The following is a 16218-nucleotide window of genomic DNA, read 5'->3' as shown; positions in this document are numbered from 1 at the left end:
CTTCCTAGAGCCTGTTCCGCCCTGAAAGGACCGGAATGGGGCTCTATCTCTTTGAGCATGATCTGTTCCGAAAACCGGACTCCACTTTCGAGGATCATGCTGCCAGGCGGGGCGGGATAGCCCAAGCCTCACGACTCGAAGAATACCAGCAAACACGGCAAAGGCGAGGCAGTTTGAGAAAACGTGAAGCCGGCCGAATTGGTTGCAATCAGAAATTGGCGGGGTTTGCGTTGGCGCCACAGACCAGCACGGCGACCCGCTCGCCCGGCGCCGGCGCGTAGCGGCCGGACAGGATCGCGGCGAAGGCGGCGGCACCACCTGGTTCCGAGATGATGCGCACGCTGTTCCAGAGCGCCTTCTGGGCGGCGATGATGTCGTCGTCGCTGACCAGGATGGAGCGTTCGACGAAGGCTTCGGCGATCGGGAACATCATTTCGCCGACGCGCTTCGGCGCCAGCGAATCGGCGGCGATACCTTCGGCCGGCGCGTCGACCGGATGGCCGGCCTCGAAGGCGCGATGAAGCGTCGGCGCGCCCTCGGGCTCGACCGCGACGATGCGTATGCGGCCGGCGTACCAGGCGGCGACGCCGCCGATCAGGCCACCACCACCGACGGCAACCAGCAGCGTGTCGATCTCAGGCAGATCGTTTTCGATCTCAAGCCCGAGAGTGCCCTGGCCGATCAGCGTTTCCTCCTGGTTGAAGGCGTGGATCCGCAAGGCCCCGGTTTCCTTAGCGAAACGTTCGCTGGCGGCCAGCGCCTCGGCATAACGGGCGCCGCCCACCACGAGGTCGGCGCCATAGCCGCGAATGCGGTCGAGCTTGGCCTGCGGGCTCACTTCGGGAACGAAGATGGTCGCCTTGTGGCCAAGCCGCATGGCGGCATAGGCGACAGCGGCGCCATGATTGCCGCCCGATGCGGCGACGACGCCGGCCTCGGGAACCGGCCGCTCCAGAAGGTTGGTGAAGGCACCGCGCGCCTTGAACGAGCCGGAATGCTGCAGGCATTCGAGCTTGAGGTCGACCGCCAATGGCGGCCGGTCGAAGTCGGCCATGTCGACGCGCAGCACCGGCGTGTGCCTGATATAAGGGCGGATGCGCGGTTCCATCGCGGCGATGCGTTCGCGTGTGACGGTTTTGTCCTGCGACATCAAGATCTCCTCGGGATTGACAGTAATCAGTAACTTGGCAAAATGGCTAAATGCAAGAGGTTGATGTCTTCAAGGCGATCGCCAACGGACGCAGGCTGCAGATTCTCGACTGGCTCAAGGATCCGCGTGCGCATTTCCGGGCACAGGCGGATGGCGATCTGGTCGAGGACGGCGCCTGCGCGCTGCTGATCGCCGAGAAGCTCGGCATCACGCAGGCGACGCTTTCCGAGCATATGCGTGTACTTACCCAAGCCGGCCTGCTCAGAACCAAGCGCATCAAGCAATGGACCTTCTACCGCCGCGACGAGGACAGGATCGCCGACGCAAGGGCGCTCATCCAGAACCGGCTATAGCGTCGCGGCCAGGCGGCCTTTATGCAAGCCAGTCTGGCACCGAATCCAGCCCGATCAGCTCGTCATAGGTCAGCCGCGGACGCACGACGTGGAAACGGTCGCCGTCGACCAGCACCTCCGGCACCAGCAGGCGGGTGTTGTAGGTGCCGGCCTGGACCGCGCCGTAGGCGCCGGCGGTGGAAACGGCAACGAGATCGCCCGCCTTCAGCCGGGGCAGGTCGCGATCGAGCCCGAGATAGTCGCCGGTCTCGCAGACCTGGCCGACCACGTCGACCATCATGCGCGGCGTGTCGGCCGGCGGCTGCACGACCGGCTTGATCTCGTGGAAGGCGTCGTAGAGCGTCGGCCGGATCAGGTCGTTCATGGCGGCGTCGACGACGAGGAAGTTCTTGGCGTCGCCTTCCTTCACGAAAATCACTTCCGAGACCAGGATGCCGGCATTGCCGACGATCAATCGGCCTGGCTCGAACATCACCTTCAGCCCGAGCTTGGTGACATGCTTGCGGACGATCTGGGCATAGGCGTCGGGCAAGGGGGGCGGGTTGTTGTCGACCCGGTAGGGAATGCCGAGGCCGCCGCCGAGGTCGATATGCTCAATGGCGTGGCCGTCGCCGCGCAGCGCGCCGACCAGGTCGACCAGCAGGGCGAAGGCGTCGTCGAAAGGCTGCAGTTCCGTGATCTGGCTGCCGATATGGGTATCGATGCCGGTGATCTTGATGCCGGGAAGCGTTGCCGCGCGGGCATAGACCTGGCGCGCACGCTGCCACGGAATGCCGAACTTGTTCTCGGCCTTGCCGGTTGAGATCTTCTTGTGGGTCCTGGCGTCGACATCGGGATTGATGCGCAGCGAGACCGGCGCCATCTTGCCGAGAGCAGAGGCGCGGGCCGACAGGAGTTCGAGTTCCGGCTCGGATTCGACGTTGAAGCAGAGAATGCCGGCTTCGAGCGCAAAGTCCATTTCACGCGCCGTCTTGCCGACACCGGAGAACAGGATCTTGCTGGGCGGGACGCCGGCGGCCAGTGCCCGGCGCAATTCGCCTTCCGAGACCACGTCGGCGCCGGCGTCGAGCTTGGCCAGGGTCCGCAGCACCGCCTGGTTGGAATTGGCCTTCATCGCGTAGCAGACCAGCGTGTCGAGCCCGGCAAAGGCCTTGACGAAGACACGGTAGTGCCTGGTCAGGGTCGCCGTCGAATAGCAGTAGAACGGCGTGCCGACCTGCGCGGCGATATCAGGGATTGCCACGTCCTCGGCATGAAGCACGCCGTCGCGGTAGTCGAAATGGTTCACGAGAGTGGTTCCGGAAGTTGGGGCACGATGCGATCGGGTTTGGAAAGACCAATCCCGCCTTCATCGGAGCTAGATCAGCGGGTCGAGGATGAACTTCTTGTCCACGACCGGTTTTTCCGGTTCCGGCGGCACGGGCTGGTGGGCCTTCTCGGCATCCTTGCGTGCCTGGACGGCCGCCTCGTAGGGCGTGTCGAGACCGGCCTTGCGGCCGCAGGCGGTCACGGAGGCAAGCGCCGCAAGCAGCGTCAGCGTTACCAAAATCCTGCTTCCGGTCATCGATCCATCCGTCCGAAACGTTTGCCAGCGCCGCTTTTAGCCGAGTTCTCAGCGCATTGCACCCCGGATATTGCTGATCGCAATATCGGGATATTTGTGGTCGCAATATCCGGCATCACGCCTTGGCGATGCGCTTTTTCCAGGCGCGTATCTGCTTCCGCACTTCCGATGGCGCGGTGCCGCCGAAGCTGGTGCGGCTCTTGACCGAGTTCTGCACCGCCAGCACCGAGAATATGTCCGCCGTGATGCCTGGGTTGATCGATTGCAGATCCTCCAGCGAAAGCTTCTCCAGGCTAACCTTCTTGTCTTCGGCCAGCGCCACCGCGCGGCCGGTGACATGATGCGCCTCGCGGAACGGCAAGCCCAAAGTGCGCACCAGCCAGTCGGCGAGGTCGGTGGCGGTGGCGTGACCGGAGCCGGCAGCCTTCTTCATCGCGGCGGCATTGACCGTCATGTCCGAGACCATGCCGGTCATCGCGGCAAGCATCAGGTCGAGCGTCTCGGCGGCATCGAACACCGATTCCTTATCTTCCTGCATGTCCTTGCCATAGGTCAAAGGCATGCCCTTCATCACCGTCAGCAGGCCGACCAGATGGCCGTTGACGCGGCCGGTCTTGCCGCGCACGAGTTCGGCGGCGTCGGGGTTCTTTTTCTGCGGCATGATCGAGGAGCCGGTGGAAAAGCTGTCCGACAGCCTGATGAAGCCGAATTGCGGCGTCGACCAGATGATGATTTCCTCCGCGAGCCGCGACAGGTGCGTGGCGCAGATCGCGGCCATGGCGAGGAATTCCAGCGCGAAATCGCGGTCGGAGACGCTGTCCAGCGAATTGCGCATCGGCTCGCGGAAACCGAGCGCGGTGGCGGTCTGATGGCGGTCGATCGGGAAGCTGGTGCCGGCAAGGGCCGCGGCACCGAGCGGGCTCTCGTCCATGCGTTCGATGGCGTCGCGCACGCGCGACAGGTCGCGCGCGAACATTTCGACATAGGCCATGCAGTGATGGCCGAAGGTTACCGGCTGCGCCGCCTGCATGTGGGTGAAGCCCGGCATGACGGTCGCCGCATGTTCCTCGGCCCGCGCCAGCAACGCCATGATCAGGCCCTTCAACGCCTCGGCGACACGAAAGCATTCGTCCTTGACCCAGAGCCGCAGATCGACAGCCACCTGGTCGTTGCGCGAGCGGGCAGTGTGCAGCCGGCCGGCCGCCGACCCGATAAGGTCCGCGAGGCGGGCCTCGACATTCATGTGGATGTCTTCCAGCCGCGTTGAAAACTCAAAGCTGCCGGTTTCGATCTCTTTCAGGATCGTGTTCAGCCCGTGAGCGATTTTTTCTTGATCGGCCGCCGAAATAATGCCCGTTTGCGCCAGCATCTCGCTATGGGCGATCGAGCCTCTTATGTCCTGCGCATAGAGTTTGCGGTCGAACGAGATCGACGCGTTGATCGCTTCCATGATCGCGGCCGGACCCGAGGCAAATCGTCCGCCCCACATCTGGTTGCTGGTCTTCTTGTCGCTCATGGCTATAAAACCCGTGCTTCGGAGCAGTTTGAGAACATGGCAGACGGAAACAGATTTTTCCCGGCCCCGCGCCTGATCCTCGCCGCCCTGGTGGCGGGAGCGCTGGCCGGCGCGGTCGCGGTATATGTCAGCGAGAGCCGGTCTGGCAACAACGCCGCGCCCCAAGTGGCGGCGGGTGACAGCAAGGACGACGTCGCCTGCGCCGCCAAGAGCGACCGCGCCAAGAAGATCGCGGCCGCGGCCACCGGCGAGGTCGCGGCACTTTTGCCGGCCGATCCGCCGCAGTCGATGAGGAGCCTCGCCTTCAACGGTCCGGACGGCAAGCCGATGACGATCGCCGACCATGCCGGCAAGACGGTGCTGCTCAATCTGTGGGCCACATGGTGCGCGCCATGCCGTGCCGAAATGCCGGCGCTCGACGCGCTGCAAAAGGAGAAAGGCAGCGACGCCTTTCAGGTCGTCGCCGTCAACGTCGATGCCGGCGACGATGTGAAGCCGAAGAAGTTTCTCGCCGATACCGGTGTGCACACGCTCGGCTACTACCGGGATTCGACGATGACGCTGTTCAACGACCTCAAGGCGCGCGGTCTGGCGTTCGGCTTGCCCGTCACCATGCTGATCGATGGCGAAGGCTGCCTGATCGCCCATATGAACGGTCCGGCCGAATGGTCGGGGCCTGACGCCAAGCGGTTGGTCGAGACGGCGCTCGGGTCGTGAGCAATCAGGCCGAGTGAACGCTCGGCTTAGCAATATGAGGCTGACATCCTGGCGGTCGGTGCGCATCGCAATACGCTTGCCGTGGCCGACGGTCAGGTCTCGTCAGCTGCTCCACCCGCATTTCATCATCCCTTTAGCCGGATAACCATGACGACCTTTACGTCCTCGAGAGCCGCCCTAGCTACCTAAGGCGCCGGTATGACGTTTTCATGTCGGCGCCACCGCCGAGGGGAAGGAAAGACCAGCTGCCCACAGGCCCGGGAGGCCACAACAGAACTGTCACATACCTTCTCTAAGAGAGCGGGCAAGGACTTGCGCAAGACCCTTGTCAACAGTCATTCAAGAGGGAAGAAACCATGACGATCATCAAGCGGGGCCTCGCTGCCCTTGCCGCAGGCGCGCTTAGCACCGCGCTGGCGGTTCCTGCCTTTGCGGAGCCGGTAAAATTCGACTTCTGGTTCGGCCTGTCGGGCGACCTCGCCCGCGTCGTCGACACGCTGTGCAAGAACTTCAATGCCTCGCAGAAGGATTATGAAGTCGTCTGCACCAGCCAGGGCAATTACGACGCCACGCTGCAGAACACCATCGCCGCCTTCCGCGCCGGCAAACAGCCCGCCGTCGTGCAGGTCTACGACGTCGGCACCGCCACGATGATGCTGTCGGGCGCCTACAAGCCCGCCGACAAGCTGATGGAAGAAAACGGCTACAAGATCGACTACGCCGACTATTTCCCAGGCATCGCCCGCTATTACGCGACCTCGAAGGGCGAGATGCTGTCCTTCCCGTTCAATTCCTCGACCGCGCTGATGTACTGGAACAAGGACGCCTTCGCCAAGATCGGCAAGACCGAGGCGCCCAAGACCTGGGAAGACGTCGGCGCCGACCTGCAGGCGATGAAGGACGCCGGCTATGAATGCCCGATGGCGATCAACATCTCGGCCAATGAAAGCTGGCAGCTGATGGAGCAGTTCTCGGCCATCCACAATCAGCCGATCGCCACCAAGAACAACGGCTATGACGGTCTCGACGCGCGTCTGGAAGTCAACAAGACCAAGTTCGTCCAGTACGTCACCGATCTCAAGAAGTGGTATGACGCCGGCCTGATCAAGATCAAGTCCAAGGATCTCGGCCAGGATATGGTCCAGGCCTTCGCCTCGGGCACCTGCCAGGTGATCATGACCTCGGTCGGCGATCACGGCACGGTCGGCAAGACACAGAAGGAAGGCATGAAGTGGGATGTCGCCGAACTGCCGGCCTATGCCGGTACCGAGCGCAAGAATTCGCTGGTCGGCGGCGCTTCGCTGTGGGTGCTCTCCGGCAAGTCGGACGCTGAGTACAAGGGCGTGGCCGCGTTCCTTAACTTCATCCACGACCCCAAGACCGCTTTGTTCTGGTCGACCAACACCGGCTACATCCCAGTGACCAAGTCGGGCTTCGACTACATGAAGTCCACCGGCTTCTACGACAAGGCGCCCTACAAGGGCCGTGAAGTCGCCATCGCCAGCCTGACCGCGTCGGAGCCGACCGAAATCACCCGTGGTATACGCCTGGGCAACTTCACCCAGATCCGCGCCGAGTTCGGCACGCAGATGCAGGCGATCTTCGCCAACAAGGTCAGCGTGCAGCAGGGCCTCGACACGCTGGTCAAGAATGGCGACGCCATCCTCGACCGCTTCCAGCAGACCTATCCGGGCAAGACCCTGCCCTGATTTCGAAGATTGCCGAGGCCGCCCGCCGAGATTCGACGGGCGGCCGTTTCGTATATAATCTTATCTTGCTTTGGGCTGGCCGTTCCGCGGCCACGGCGGACCGATGGAAAAACGCGTTACCTTCAGCAGTTGGACAATCGGCATCCTTTTCGCGGTGCCGCAGCTCCTCCTGATCTTCACGTTCTTCTACTGGCCTGCCGGCCAGGCCGTATACTGGTCGCTGACGCTGCAACAGCCCTGGGGCGGCGGCAACATCTGGGTCGGGCTCGACAATTTCCGCTCGATCCTGGCCAACGCCGATTACTGGAACTCGATTACCGCCAGCCTTGTCTTTGCCGGCATCAGCACCGGGCTTGCAATGTTCGTCGCGCTTGTGCTCGCCGCGCTCACCGACCGCCAGCTTGCCGGCTCGCGTCTCTATCGCGTGGTGCTGATCTGGCCTTACGGTATCGCCGCACCGGCTCTGGCGATGGCGTTCCGTTTCGTCCTGGCGCCGGAGGCTGGCTTCATGGCCGTGATCAACCAAGTCTGGCCCGGCTTCTGGGATCCCGGCCTCGACGGCGCTGATGCCATGGCTTCGATCATCATCGCCTTCTCATGGAAATATGTCGGCTACAATTTCATCTTCTTCCTCGCCGCGTTCCAGGCCATCCCGCGTTCCCTCATCGAAGCGGCCGCGATGGACGGCTCGGGCGTCATGAGGCGTTTCTGGGACATACAGTTCCCGCTGATCACGCCGACAATCTTCTTCCTGCTGGTCATCAACATCACGGAGAGCTTCCAGGATTCGTTCGGCATCGTCGACATCATGACGTCGGGCGGCCCGGCGAACGCCACCAATCTGATGGTCTACAAGATCTATTCCGATGGCTTCAAAGGCCTCGACTATTCGGGCGCCGCTGCGCAGAGCATCATTCTGATGCTGCTCATCGTGGTGCTGACCATTTTCCAATTCCGCTTCATCGAGCGGCGCGTGCACTACAGGTGAGACTGAAATGGTCGAGCGCACCCCGTTCCTCAACTTCTTCACGCATCTGATCCTGTTTGTCGGCTTTGTACTTTGCATCGCGCCGTTCGTGGTTGTGGCCGTGGCCGCGTCGCACAATCTTAGGGATGTCAACGACGTGCCGATGTCGCTGCTGCCGGGAAGCGACTTTTGGACAAACATCAAGACGGCCTGGACGACGGCCGACCTTGGCCCCAAGCTGCTCAACAGTTTCATCATGGCTGCCGGCGTCGCGGCCGGCAAAGTGATCATCTCGGCGCTGACCGCCTTCTCGATCGTCTATTTTCGCTATCCCGGCCGCACCTTCATCTTCTGGCTGATCTTCGTCACGCTGATGCTGCCGCTGGAAGTGCGCATCGTGCCGACCTACGCGGTCGTCGCCAATGTGCTGTCGCCCTACCAGACCATCCTCGACATCACCGGGCTGAGCTGGCTGATCGAGAAGGTCTCGGGCGTGCAGGTTTCGCTCAGCCTAGGGCTGCTCAATTCCTATACCGGACTGATCCTGCCGTTGATCGCCACCGCCACCGGCACCTTCCTCTACCGGCAGTTCTTCCTGACCGTGCCGGATGAGCTGACCGAGGCGGCGCGTATGGACGGCGCCGGCGCGCTGCGTTTCTTCATCGATATCCTGCTGCCATTGTCGCGCAACAACATGGCGGCACTCGGCACCATCATGTTCCTGTGGGCCTGGAACCAGTATCTGTGGCCGCTGCTCATCACCACCGACCAGTCGCACGCGACGGCGGTTACCGAGCTCAAGCAGCTCATCCCCAATGTCGGCGGCATTCCGGAATGGAACATCGCCATGGCCGGAACGCTTATCGTCATGCTGCCGCCGCTGATCGTCGTGGTGCTCATGCAACGCTGGTTCGTGCGCGGCCTGATCGCCACCGAGAAGTAACAAGGAGACAAAAGATGGCCTCCATCGCAATACGCGGCGTCAAGAAGAACTATGCCAAGACGCAGGTCGTGCATGGCGTCGATCTCGACTTCGCCTCTGGCGAATTCGTCGTCATTCTCGGGCCGTCCGGCTGCGGCAAGTCCACGCTGCTCAGGATGATCGCCGGGCTGGAAGAGATTTCCGACGGCACGATCGCCATCGACGGCATGGTGGTCAACAAGCTCGAGCCGCGCGAACGCGGCTGCGCCATGGTGTTCCAGAACTACGCGCTCTATCCGCATATGAGCGTGGCCCAGAACATCGGCTATTCGCTCAAGGTCTCCGGTGTTCCCACGGCCGAGCGCAACCAGCGCATCCAGGCGGTTGCGCGCACGCTGGGGCTCGAGCAGTTGCTCGATCGCAAGCCGATGGCGCTTTCGGGTGGCCAGAGGCAGCGCGTCGCGATGGGCCGTGCGATGATCCGCGAGCCGAAAGTCTTCCTGTTCGACGAGCCGCTGTCCAATCTCGACGCCAAGCTGCGCGTCCAGATGCGCTCGGAGATCCGCAAGCTGCATCGCCGGCTGAATGCCACCTCCGTCTTCGTCACCCACGATCAGGTCGAGGCGATGACGCTGGCCGACCGGCTGGTGGTGATGAATGGCGGACGGGTCGAACAGGTCGGCACGCCAGGTGAAATCTACACCCGCCCGGCCAGCCGCTTCGTCGCCACCTTCGTCGGCGCGCCGGCCATGAACATCCTTGAAGGCACGGTCGAACTCGACGGGCTGTCGCTGCTCGGCGGCAGCCGCCGCCTGGCCATGGCGCGCGCCGGCCTGCCGGTCGGCACGAAAGTGGCGATGGGCATCCGCCCGGAAGCGGTCCGGCTGGTCGCACCGGGAACGGCCGGCGCGCTCGATGCCACTGTGGACCTGGTCGAGGAACTGGGCGCGGGGCGGGTCATCTATGTCGACCTCGACGGCGCGCCGTTCTCGGTGATGACCTCGGAGGCCGTTCACCCCGAGCCCGGCAGCACCGTCGGCTTGAAGATCTTCCCGGACGACATGCACTTCTTCTCGTCGGAGACAGGCACCCGTCTCGATGTCTTCAAGGCTTCCGTGCCCGAACCGGCGCTTTGATTTCCGAAAACACGCGCAGCCAAAGAGACGCACATGAAAATCATCCAGGTCACCGATGTACATCTTGGCCGGCAAGGTGAGCGCCGCTATGGGGCGGACCTGCATGAGCGGCTCGATCAGTGCATTGCGCACATCAATGCGCACCACGCCGACGCAGCACTTTGCGTCTTCACCGGCGACCTGACGGAGACCGGCGCGCCGCAGAGCTATGCCGATCTGCGCGTTGCCCTAAGCGCGCTATCGATGCCGTACAGGCTGCTCCCGGGCAACCATGACCGGCGGGCCAATCTCATCGCTGCGTTTCCCGAAGTTGCGGTCGACAAAAACGGCTTCGTGCAGTCGGTCCATGATACCGGCGACGACGTGCTGTTGTTTCTCGACTGCCTGGCGGAAGGACGCATCGAGGGCGAACTGTGCGACAGCCGGCTTGCCTGGCTCGAAGCCCGGCTCGAACAATCAGGCGGCAGGCCCGCCTACGTTTTCCTGCATCATCCGCCGGTCGCGCTCGGCCTGCCGCAGCTCGATCCGCTGGCGCTCGAACGGCCCCAGCGGTTGCTCGGCCTGCTGCGGGATCATGGCAACGTTCGCCATATTTTCTTCGGCCACGTTCACCGCGATATCGCGGGAACCGTCGCCGGCATTCCGTTCTCGGCGCAGCGGGGCCTGCATGCCCGGTTCGAGCTTGCCCTCGACCGATCGAGCGAGATCGTCGAACAGGCGCCGCCGTCCTACGCCGTCATCCTCATCGACAGCGCCAACGAGTGCGTGGTGGTGCACGGTTGCGATTTTCTCGAGCAATGGCCGATCTATTCAGCGGAAACCGGCGAACGCGTCACGGCGTGAACCGGCCACTTCGCGTGGGTTCAGCGCCTCAAGCGAAGACGTGCGCCTTGCCCGATACGGTCAGCCGCACGATCTCGCCGACCGCCGGCGCGTCCATGCCGGATTTGCGCAGGATCAGCGGCGTGCCGCCGATCGCGGCGGCGTCCGGCGGATCGGAATTGTTCAAGAGCCGCACCGCGATCGTGCATGTCGAGCCGGCGAATTCCGATTCCGTCACCTCGCCGAAGGGCATGTCTGGTGTGCCCGACATGCCCTCGCGCGAGGTGCGTTTTAGCCCAATCTGCTCCGGCCGCAACATGATGCGGGCGACATCGCGGCTGTCCGGCGTGTCGACCGCGATGCGGCCCAGCGGCGAACTGGCGAAGCCGCCCGAAATGCTCGCGGGCAGGATGATGGCATCGCCGAGGAACTCGGCGATCATCCTGTCCTTCGGCTTGAGATAAAGCTCGCGCGGCGTGCCGACCTGGGAAAATTTCCCGTCGCGCATGACCGCCACCTGGCTGGCGAAGGACAGCGCCTCGGCTTGGTCGTGCGTCACCAATATGGTGGTGATGCCGGCCCCCTCCAGAAGCTCGGCCACCGCCTTGCGCATCGAGGCGCGCAGGCCGGTGTCGAGAGCCGAGAACGGCTCGTCGAGCAGCATCAGCCGCGGCTTCATCGCCATGGCGCGGGCCAGCGCCACGCGTTGCTGCTGGCCGCCGGAGAGCTCGTGCGGACGGCGTTTGAGGATCGCCTTGTCCAGTCCAACGATATAGGCAAGTTCGATGATGCGCTCGGCGCGCTTGTCGTCGTCCCGTGCCATGCCGAAGCCGATATTGTCCGAGATGGTCAGATGCGGGAACAGAGCGCCGTCCTGCGCCACCAGGCCAATGCCGCGGCGATGCGCCGGCACAGCGGCGCCGCCATTGGCCAGCACCTGCCCGTCGAGCACGATGCGGCCCTGATCGGGCGCCTCGAAACCGGCGATCAGCCGCAGCAAGGTTGTCTTGCCGCAGCCGGAAGGTCCCACGATCGCGGTGCGACTGCCGCTGGCGACGTTCAGGTCGACGCCGGCAAGTGCGGCGACCGCGCCGTAACGCTTGTGCAGATTGCCGAGTTCAAGAAAGCTCATCGTCCGGCCATCCGCTTCGACTGGACATAGAGCAGCCAGGTCAGGGGCAGCGACATCGCCACCATGATGAAGGCGTAAGGGGCCGCCGAGGCGTAGTCGATCTCGCCGCTATAGGACCAGAACGCCATGGCCAGCGTGCGGGTGCCGTTGGGCGCCAGCATCTGCGTCGCGGTCAATTCGTTCATGATGCCGAGCGCCACCAGCGCCATGCCGGCCGCGGCACCCGGCGCCGACAGGCGGATTGTCGTCGACCACAGCGCGTTGAGCGGCCGCCGGCCGAGGCTGGAGGCGGCGCGCTCGAGTTCGACCGGGGCCTGGGCGATCGACGCGCGCAGGCTGACCAGGGCACGCGGCAGGAACATCAGGGCATATGCGACCAGGATGGTGAACAGGGTCTGGTAGAGCGGCAGGGCGATGCGCACAGTGATGGTGACCAGCGCCAGCGCAATGACGACACCCGGCAGCGAGCCGACAATGTAATTGCATCCCTCCAGCAGGCGCTGCAACGGACCGGGCGCACGGATCGAGATCCAGGCCATCGGCATGGCAGCGACGGTGGCAAGCAACGCGCCGGCGAGTGACAGGAACAGTGTCTGACCGAGTGCCAGGCCAATCTCGTCGAGACGCCAGACATCGGCGCCGCCGGCGATGAGCCAGCGGCCGATGGTGATGAACGGCACGCCAAGCGCCAGCAGGGTGGTGACGACGAGCAGCAGCAAGCTGGGCAGGGTGGCGCGACCGAGGCTCATCCGCTGCTGATATCGCGCGGCACCCGAGCCGACACGGGCATAACGCTCCTCGCCGCGCACCAGCACCTCGAGGCCGAGCAGCACGAAGCAGCAGGTCACCAGCACGCCGGCCAGCATGTTGGCGGCCGGACCGTTGAAGGTCGACTGGAACTGGTCGACGATCGCGGTGGTGAAGGTGTCGAAGCGGATGAAGACGTAGAGGCCATATTCGGCCAGCAGATGCAGGCCGACCAGCAGCGAGCCGCCGCAGATGGCGAGCCTGAGCTGCGGCAACACGACACGCCAGAACACACGCCAGGGTCCGAGACCAAGTGCCGCCGCGGCATCCTCCAGGGCAGGATCGAGGCGGCGCAGCGCCGCCGACACCGGCAGATAGAGGAAAGGAAAATAGGCGATGACGGATACCAGCACGCCAGCCCAGAGGCCGTGCAGCCCCGGCACCATGGTGATCCAGGCATAGGAGTGTACGAAAGCGGGGATGGCGAGCGGCGCCACGCAGAGCCAGGACCAGAGCCGGGCACCAGGCAGGTCGCTGCGTTCGGTCAGCCAGGCCAGCGTCACCGACAAGGCGATGGCGATCGGTACGGCCAGCAGCACCAGCAGGCCGGTGTTGACCAGCAGTTCGCCGACACGTGGCCGGAAGACCAATGCCGCGACAGTGTCCCAACCGGTCTGCACCGCGATCCATATGATGAAGGCAAGCGGCACCAATGCCAGCAGGGAGACTGATATGGCGGCGATGACAAGCCAGGGCGCCACACGCCGCTGCGTTCTTCGGCGCATCTTCGGCGGCAGGCCAGGGCGCGCGAGATCGACTGCGGGCTGCATCAGCTCAGGCGCCATGCCATCGCGGCGCGGCGGCGGCAATCAGGGGACCACGGTCGCGGTCAGGAACGAAGCGTGTCGTCATGGACGAATGCATCTCGGAACAAAACGCTCCCGCGGAAAGTGAATTCCCGCAGGAGCACGGTTTGACGTTCTTATTAGGAAGAACGACGACTAAAGCAAGCCGGCTGCGGTCATCAGGTCGGTGACCTTCTTGGAGTTCAGCGTCGCGGCGTCGACCTTCGGCGCCTGCAGGTCGACCAGTGGCACCAGCTTCGGATTGGACTGCGCACCCTTGCCGACCGCGTATTCGAAGGAGGTTCCGTTCTTCAGCACGTCCTGGCCACCCTTGCCGGTCACCCATTTCAGGAAGGCCTGGGCTTCCTTGGGGTGCTTGCTCGAGGCGAGCACGCCGCCGCCGGAGACCGATACGAAAGCGCCCGGATCCTGGTTCTTGAAATAGTGCAGCGCGACGTTCTTGGAGTTTTCGCCGGTCTTGGCCTGATCGCCGAAATAGTAATAGTGGTAGATCACGCCGCCTTCGATCTCGCCGGCATTGACCGCCTTCATCACCGTGCTATTGCCTTTGTAGGCGGTGAAGTTCGCCTTCATCGCCTTCAGCCAATCGGCCGTGGCGGCCTCGCCCTTGAGCTGCAGCAATGCGCTGACAATAGCCTGGAAATCGGCGCCAGAAGGCGAGGCCGCCCAGCGGCCCTTCCAACTCGGGTCGGCGAGGTCGAGCATCGACTTGGGCAACTGGTCGGCCTTGAGCTTGGTCGTATTGTAGGCAAAGACGGTGCTGCGCGCGGCCACGCCCACCCATTTGCCGCTGGCGGCCTGATAGTCCTGCGGGACCTGTGCGAGCGTGTCGGCGTCGACCGGCGCGAACAGGCCGGCATTCTCGACCAGCACCATGGCCGGCGAATTTTCCGTCAGAAACACGTCGGCGGGCGAGGAGGCGCCTTCGGCGACGATCTGGTTGGAGAAGTCGCTGTCGCCGCCATTGCGCAAGGTAACCTTGATGCCGGTTTCCTTGGTGAACCCTTCGGCCCAATCCTTGGCCAGGCTTTCATGCTGGGCGTTATAGACGATGATGCTGGCATCTTCCGCCGTCGCCGGACCGGCGGCCAGGCTGATTGCAAGCGCCGCTACGCTGGCCAGGGCAAAAAGGGGGGATTTCATAAGGTACTCCTCGGGGTTGCCCGCACTGCGGGTGCGTCCGAGTATCAATTCATGAATGGGTTAGTCAAGATTGAAAGGCAATCGGCGCCATCACGGTTTCGCGTGTCGGACGCTGATGCATCATCCGATATGCGGTGCTGGTGGCTGCTCCTGCGGGATGCAACCATCGACCATCGGATGAATGGTCCAGCGCTGGTCCAGCCCCTGCTGTGCTCGTTTGGTCTCCGGATCGAACGCTTCGTTCAGCATGGCGCACCAGGTTCTGCGCAGATTCTCGCAGCGTGTCCTGAACGCGGCGCTGCCCAGCCCGTCACGCATATCCTGCGCGGTGAGGTCGATGGCTTCGCCTGGCGGTTTGGGCGGGACCGTGCCCGTGTCGGGAAAATCCGGATTCCACTGAAGATAGTGTCTTGCGTCGACACCGGCCGCCGCATCGAATTTGACCACCGCCATCAGCGGATGAAACTCGTGCCAGCCCTTGTGATAGCCGTCATAGACATGTTCGCCGAGGACGGCGACATGATCGCCCATCCTGATGGGGCCGAGCGCCTTGTCGCCGACATTGGCGTCCTCGACATTGCCGGGATTCCAGTTGAACAATCCCTGCAGGACCGGCTTGACCCCGCCGAAGTAGGACGCCGCTCCGCCGATGGCGCCGCCAATGGCCGCTCCGAGCAATCCTCCCAGGAACGAGCCGATGGCGCAGCCCAGCGCACCCAGGAAGAACGACCCTATGGCGCAGCCGACAGCCGCCCCAACACTGGCACCGGCAGCCGCCGCGGCCGCCGTGACGACCAGAGCCGCCGTCAGCAGGATGACGATGGCCGGCGCCCACTGGCGCATCTTGATCCAGAAGTCACCCTCGGCCTCGCAGTGCAGGGCCCAGCGGGCATGATCGTCGGCGGGTGCGTATCCCAGATCCGTCTTCAGGTCATCGCGCGGCAACAGCAGTTCATGACCCTGAAAGCCGTCATTGAGAATGTCGTTCGCCGGATGGGCCGTGATGTTGGCGGCGAATTCCGCGACGACGGTGCCGTCGCCATTGTAGCGATTGGCGGCGGCCAAAGCCGCCTCATTGGTTTCGGCGTTGAGAATTTCAGTCGTCGGATGCGGCATCAGTATGATGTCGAAATACTGGCCGTTGTCGAAGGCGCCGAGATCGCTGCGGAACGGATTGTAGGAGACGATGCCGACGGCGCATTTCGGATTGTCCTTGTCGAGGCAGACCAGGCGATGGTTGAGCCATTCCCCGGCGGCCTTGTCGATCGTCGCGGTGGCGGACGCCAGAAACGCGATTGCCGCGGCAAGTGCTGCGCCGACCGGCCCCAGCAGCAAGCCGAAGGCGGCCGCCAGCCCGGTGATGACGATGATCTGCAGCGCCTGGCCGGCGAGGAAAGCCAGCCGGTCGGCCTCATTGTAGGGCTTGCCACCGGCCGGATAGAGAAAGCAGCTCGTATAGTGCTTGTAGGCCATC

Annotated in this window: 15 protein-coding genes; 7 read left to right on the top strand and 8 right to left on the bottom strand. The window is 63.7% G+C overall.

All coding sequences use genetic code 11. The annotated features are described in order from the left end of the window. Positions 1 to 208 precede the first annotated feature (208 nt). Positions 209 to 1150 carry a threonine/serine dehydratase gene (locus M653_RS0111445; RefSeq protein WP_027143481.1) on the bottom strand — a complete coding sequence of 314 codons (942 nt, stop codon included), beginning with the start codon at positions 1148 to 1150 and terminating at the stop codon, positions 209 to 211. 50 nt (positions 1151 to 1200) lie between these two features. Here M653_RS0111445 and M653_RS0111440 point away from each other — a divergent pair, with 50 nt between their 5' ends. Continuing rightward, the gene (locus M653_RS0111440) at positions 1201 to 1503 is read left to right on the top strand and encodes a metalloregulator ArsR/SmtB family transcription factor (protein WP_027143480.1); all 303 of its coding nucleotides are present in this window, start codon (positions 1201 to 1203) and stop codon (positions 1501 to 1503) included. A gap of 19 nt (positions 1504 to 1522) precedes the next feature. Here M653_RS0111440 and lysA read toward each other — a convergent pair whose 3' ends face one another. From lysA to argH, 3 genes are all read right to left on the bottom strand, one after another. After that, positions 1523 to 2791: a diaminopimelate decarboxylase gene (gene lysA / locus M653_RS0111435; RefSeq protein ID WP_027143479.1), complete on the bottom strand. Its 1269-nt coding sequence runs from the start codon at positions 2789 to 2791 to the stop codon at positions 1523 to 1525. Between the two features lie 69 nt (positions 2792 to 2860). Beyond that, entirely contained in the window at positions 2861 to 3067 is a 207-nt protein-coding gene (locus M653_RS0111430) for a lipoprotein (protein WP_015315543.1), read from the bottom strand. A gap of 115 nt (positions 3068 to 3182) precedes the next feature. Continuing rightward, positions 3183 to 4583, bottom strand: a complete 1401-nt coding sequence (gene argH / locus M653_RS0111425) for an argininosuccinate lyase (protein ID WP_032935218.1) — start codon at positions 4581 to 4583, stop codon at positions 3183 to 3185. A 36-nt stretch (positions 4584 to 4619) separates the two neighbouring features. Here argH and M653_RS0111420 point away from each other — a divergent pair, with 36 nt between their 5' ends. The 6 genes from M653_RS0111420 to M653_RS0111395 all read left to right on the top strand — a co-directional run bounded on the left by M653_RS0111420 (position 4620) and on the right by M653_RS0111395 (position 10877). Continuing rightward, entirely contained in the window at positions 4620 to 5300 is a 681-nt protein-coding gene (locus M653_RS0111420) for a TlpA disulfide reductase family protein (protein WP_027143477.1), read from the top strand. A 356-nt stretch (positions 5301 to 5656) separates the two neighbouring features. After that, positions 5657 to 7009 (top strand): extracellular solute-binding protein, encoded by a 1353-nt coding sequence (locus M653_RS0111415; RefSeq protein WP_027143476.1) that lies wholly within the window; start codon positions 5657 to 5659, stop codon positions 7007 to 7009. Positions 7010 to 7112: 103 nt separating this feature from the next. Continuing rightward, positions 7113 to 7997 (top strand): ABC transporter permease subunit, encoded by an 885-nt coding sequence (locus M653_RS0111410; protein ID WP_027143475.1) that lies wholly within the window; start codon positions 7113 to 7115, stop codon positions 7995 to 7997. Positions 7998 to 8004: 7 nt separating this feature from the next. Continuing rightward, on the top strand, positions 8005 to 8919 hold the full coding sequence (locus M653_RS0111405; protein WP_027143474.1) for an ABC transporter permease subunit: 915 nt from the start codon (positions 8005 to 8007) through the stop codon (positions 8917 to 8919). Between the two features lie 14 nt (positions 8920 to 8933). Then, the gene (locus M653_RS0111400; RefSeq protein ID WP_027143473.1) at positions 8934 to 10034 is read left to right on the top strand and encodes a sn-glycerol-3-phosphate import ATP-binding protein UgpC; all 1101 of its coding nucleotides are present in this window, start codon (positions 8934 to 8936) and stop codon (positions 10032 to 10034) included. 33 nt (positions 10035 to 10067) lie between these two features. Then, entirely contained in the window at positions 10068 to 10877 is an 810-nt protein-coding gene (locus M653_RS0111395) for a phosphodiesterase (protein WP_027143472.1), read from the top strand. A 28-nt stretch (positions 10878 to 10905) separates the two neighbouring features. On the opposite strand, the gene M653_RS0111390 is transcribed toward M653_RS0111395, so the two are convergent. From M653_RS0111390 to M653_RS0111375, 4 genes are all read right to left on the bottom strand, one after another. Continuing rightward, complete coding sequence (locus M653_RS0111390) at positions 10906 to 11988, bottom strand: ABC transporter ATP-binding protein (protein WP_027143471.1); 1083 nt, start codon at positions 11986 to 11988, stop codon at positions 10906 to 10908. Beyond that, positions 11985 to 13565 (bottom strand): iron ABC transporter permease, encoded by a 1581-nt coding sequence (locus M653_RS0111385; protein WP_027143470.1) that lies wholly within the window; start codon positions 13563 to 13565, stop codon positions 11985 to 11987. The genes M653_RS0111390 and M653_RS0111385 overlap by 4 nt, the downstream gene beginning before the upstream one ends. A 171-nt stretch (positions 13566 to 13736) precedes the next feature. Further along, positions 13737 to 14744: an iron ABC transporter substrate-binding protein gene (locus tag M653_RS0111380; RefSeq protein ID WP_027143469.1), complete on the bottom strand. Its 1008-nt coding sequence runs from the start codon at positions 14742 to 14744 to the stop codon at positions 13737 to 13739. Positions 14745 to 14864: 120 nt separating this feature from the next. Continuing rightward, a complete protein-coding gene (locus M653_RS0111375; RefSeq protein WP_027143468.1) occupies positions 14865 to 16217 on the bottom strand; it encodes a hypothetical protein in 1353 nt (450 codons plus the stop codon). Between the last annotated feature and the right edge of the window lies 1 nt (position 16218).

Origin of the sequence: Mesorhizobium sp. WSM3626 (assembly GCF_000513935.1) — a bacterium.
Classification (GTDB): Bacteria; Pseudomonadota; Alphaproteobacteria; order Rhizobiales; family Rhizobiaceae; genus Mesorhizobium; species Mesorhizobium salmacidum.
The sequence above is the reverse complement of the archived record's forward strand: the minus strand, read 5'-3'. Positions and strand labels throughout refer to the sequence as shown.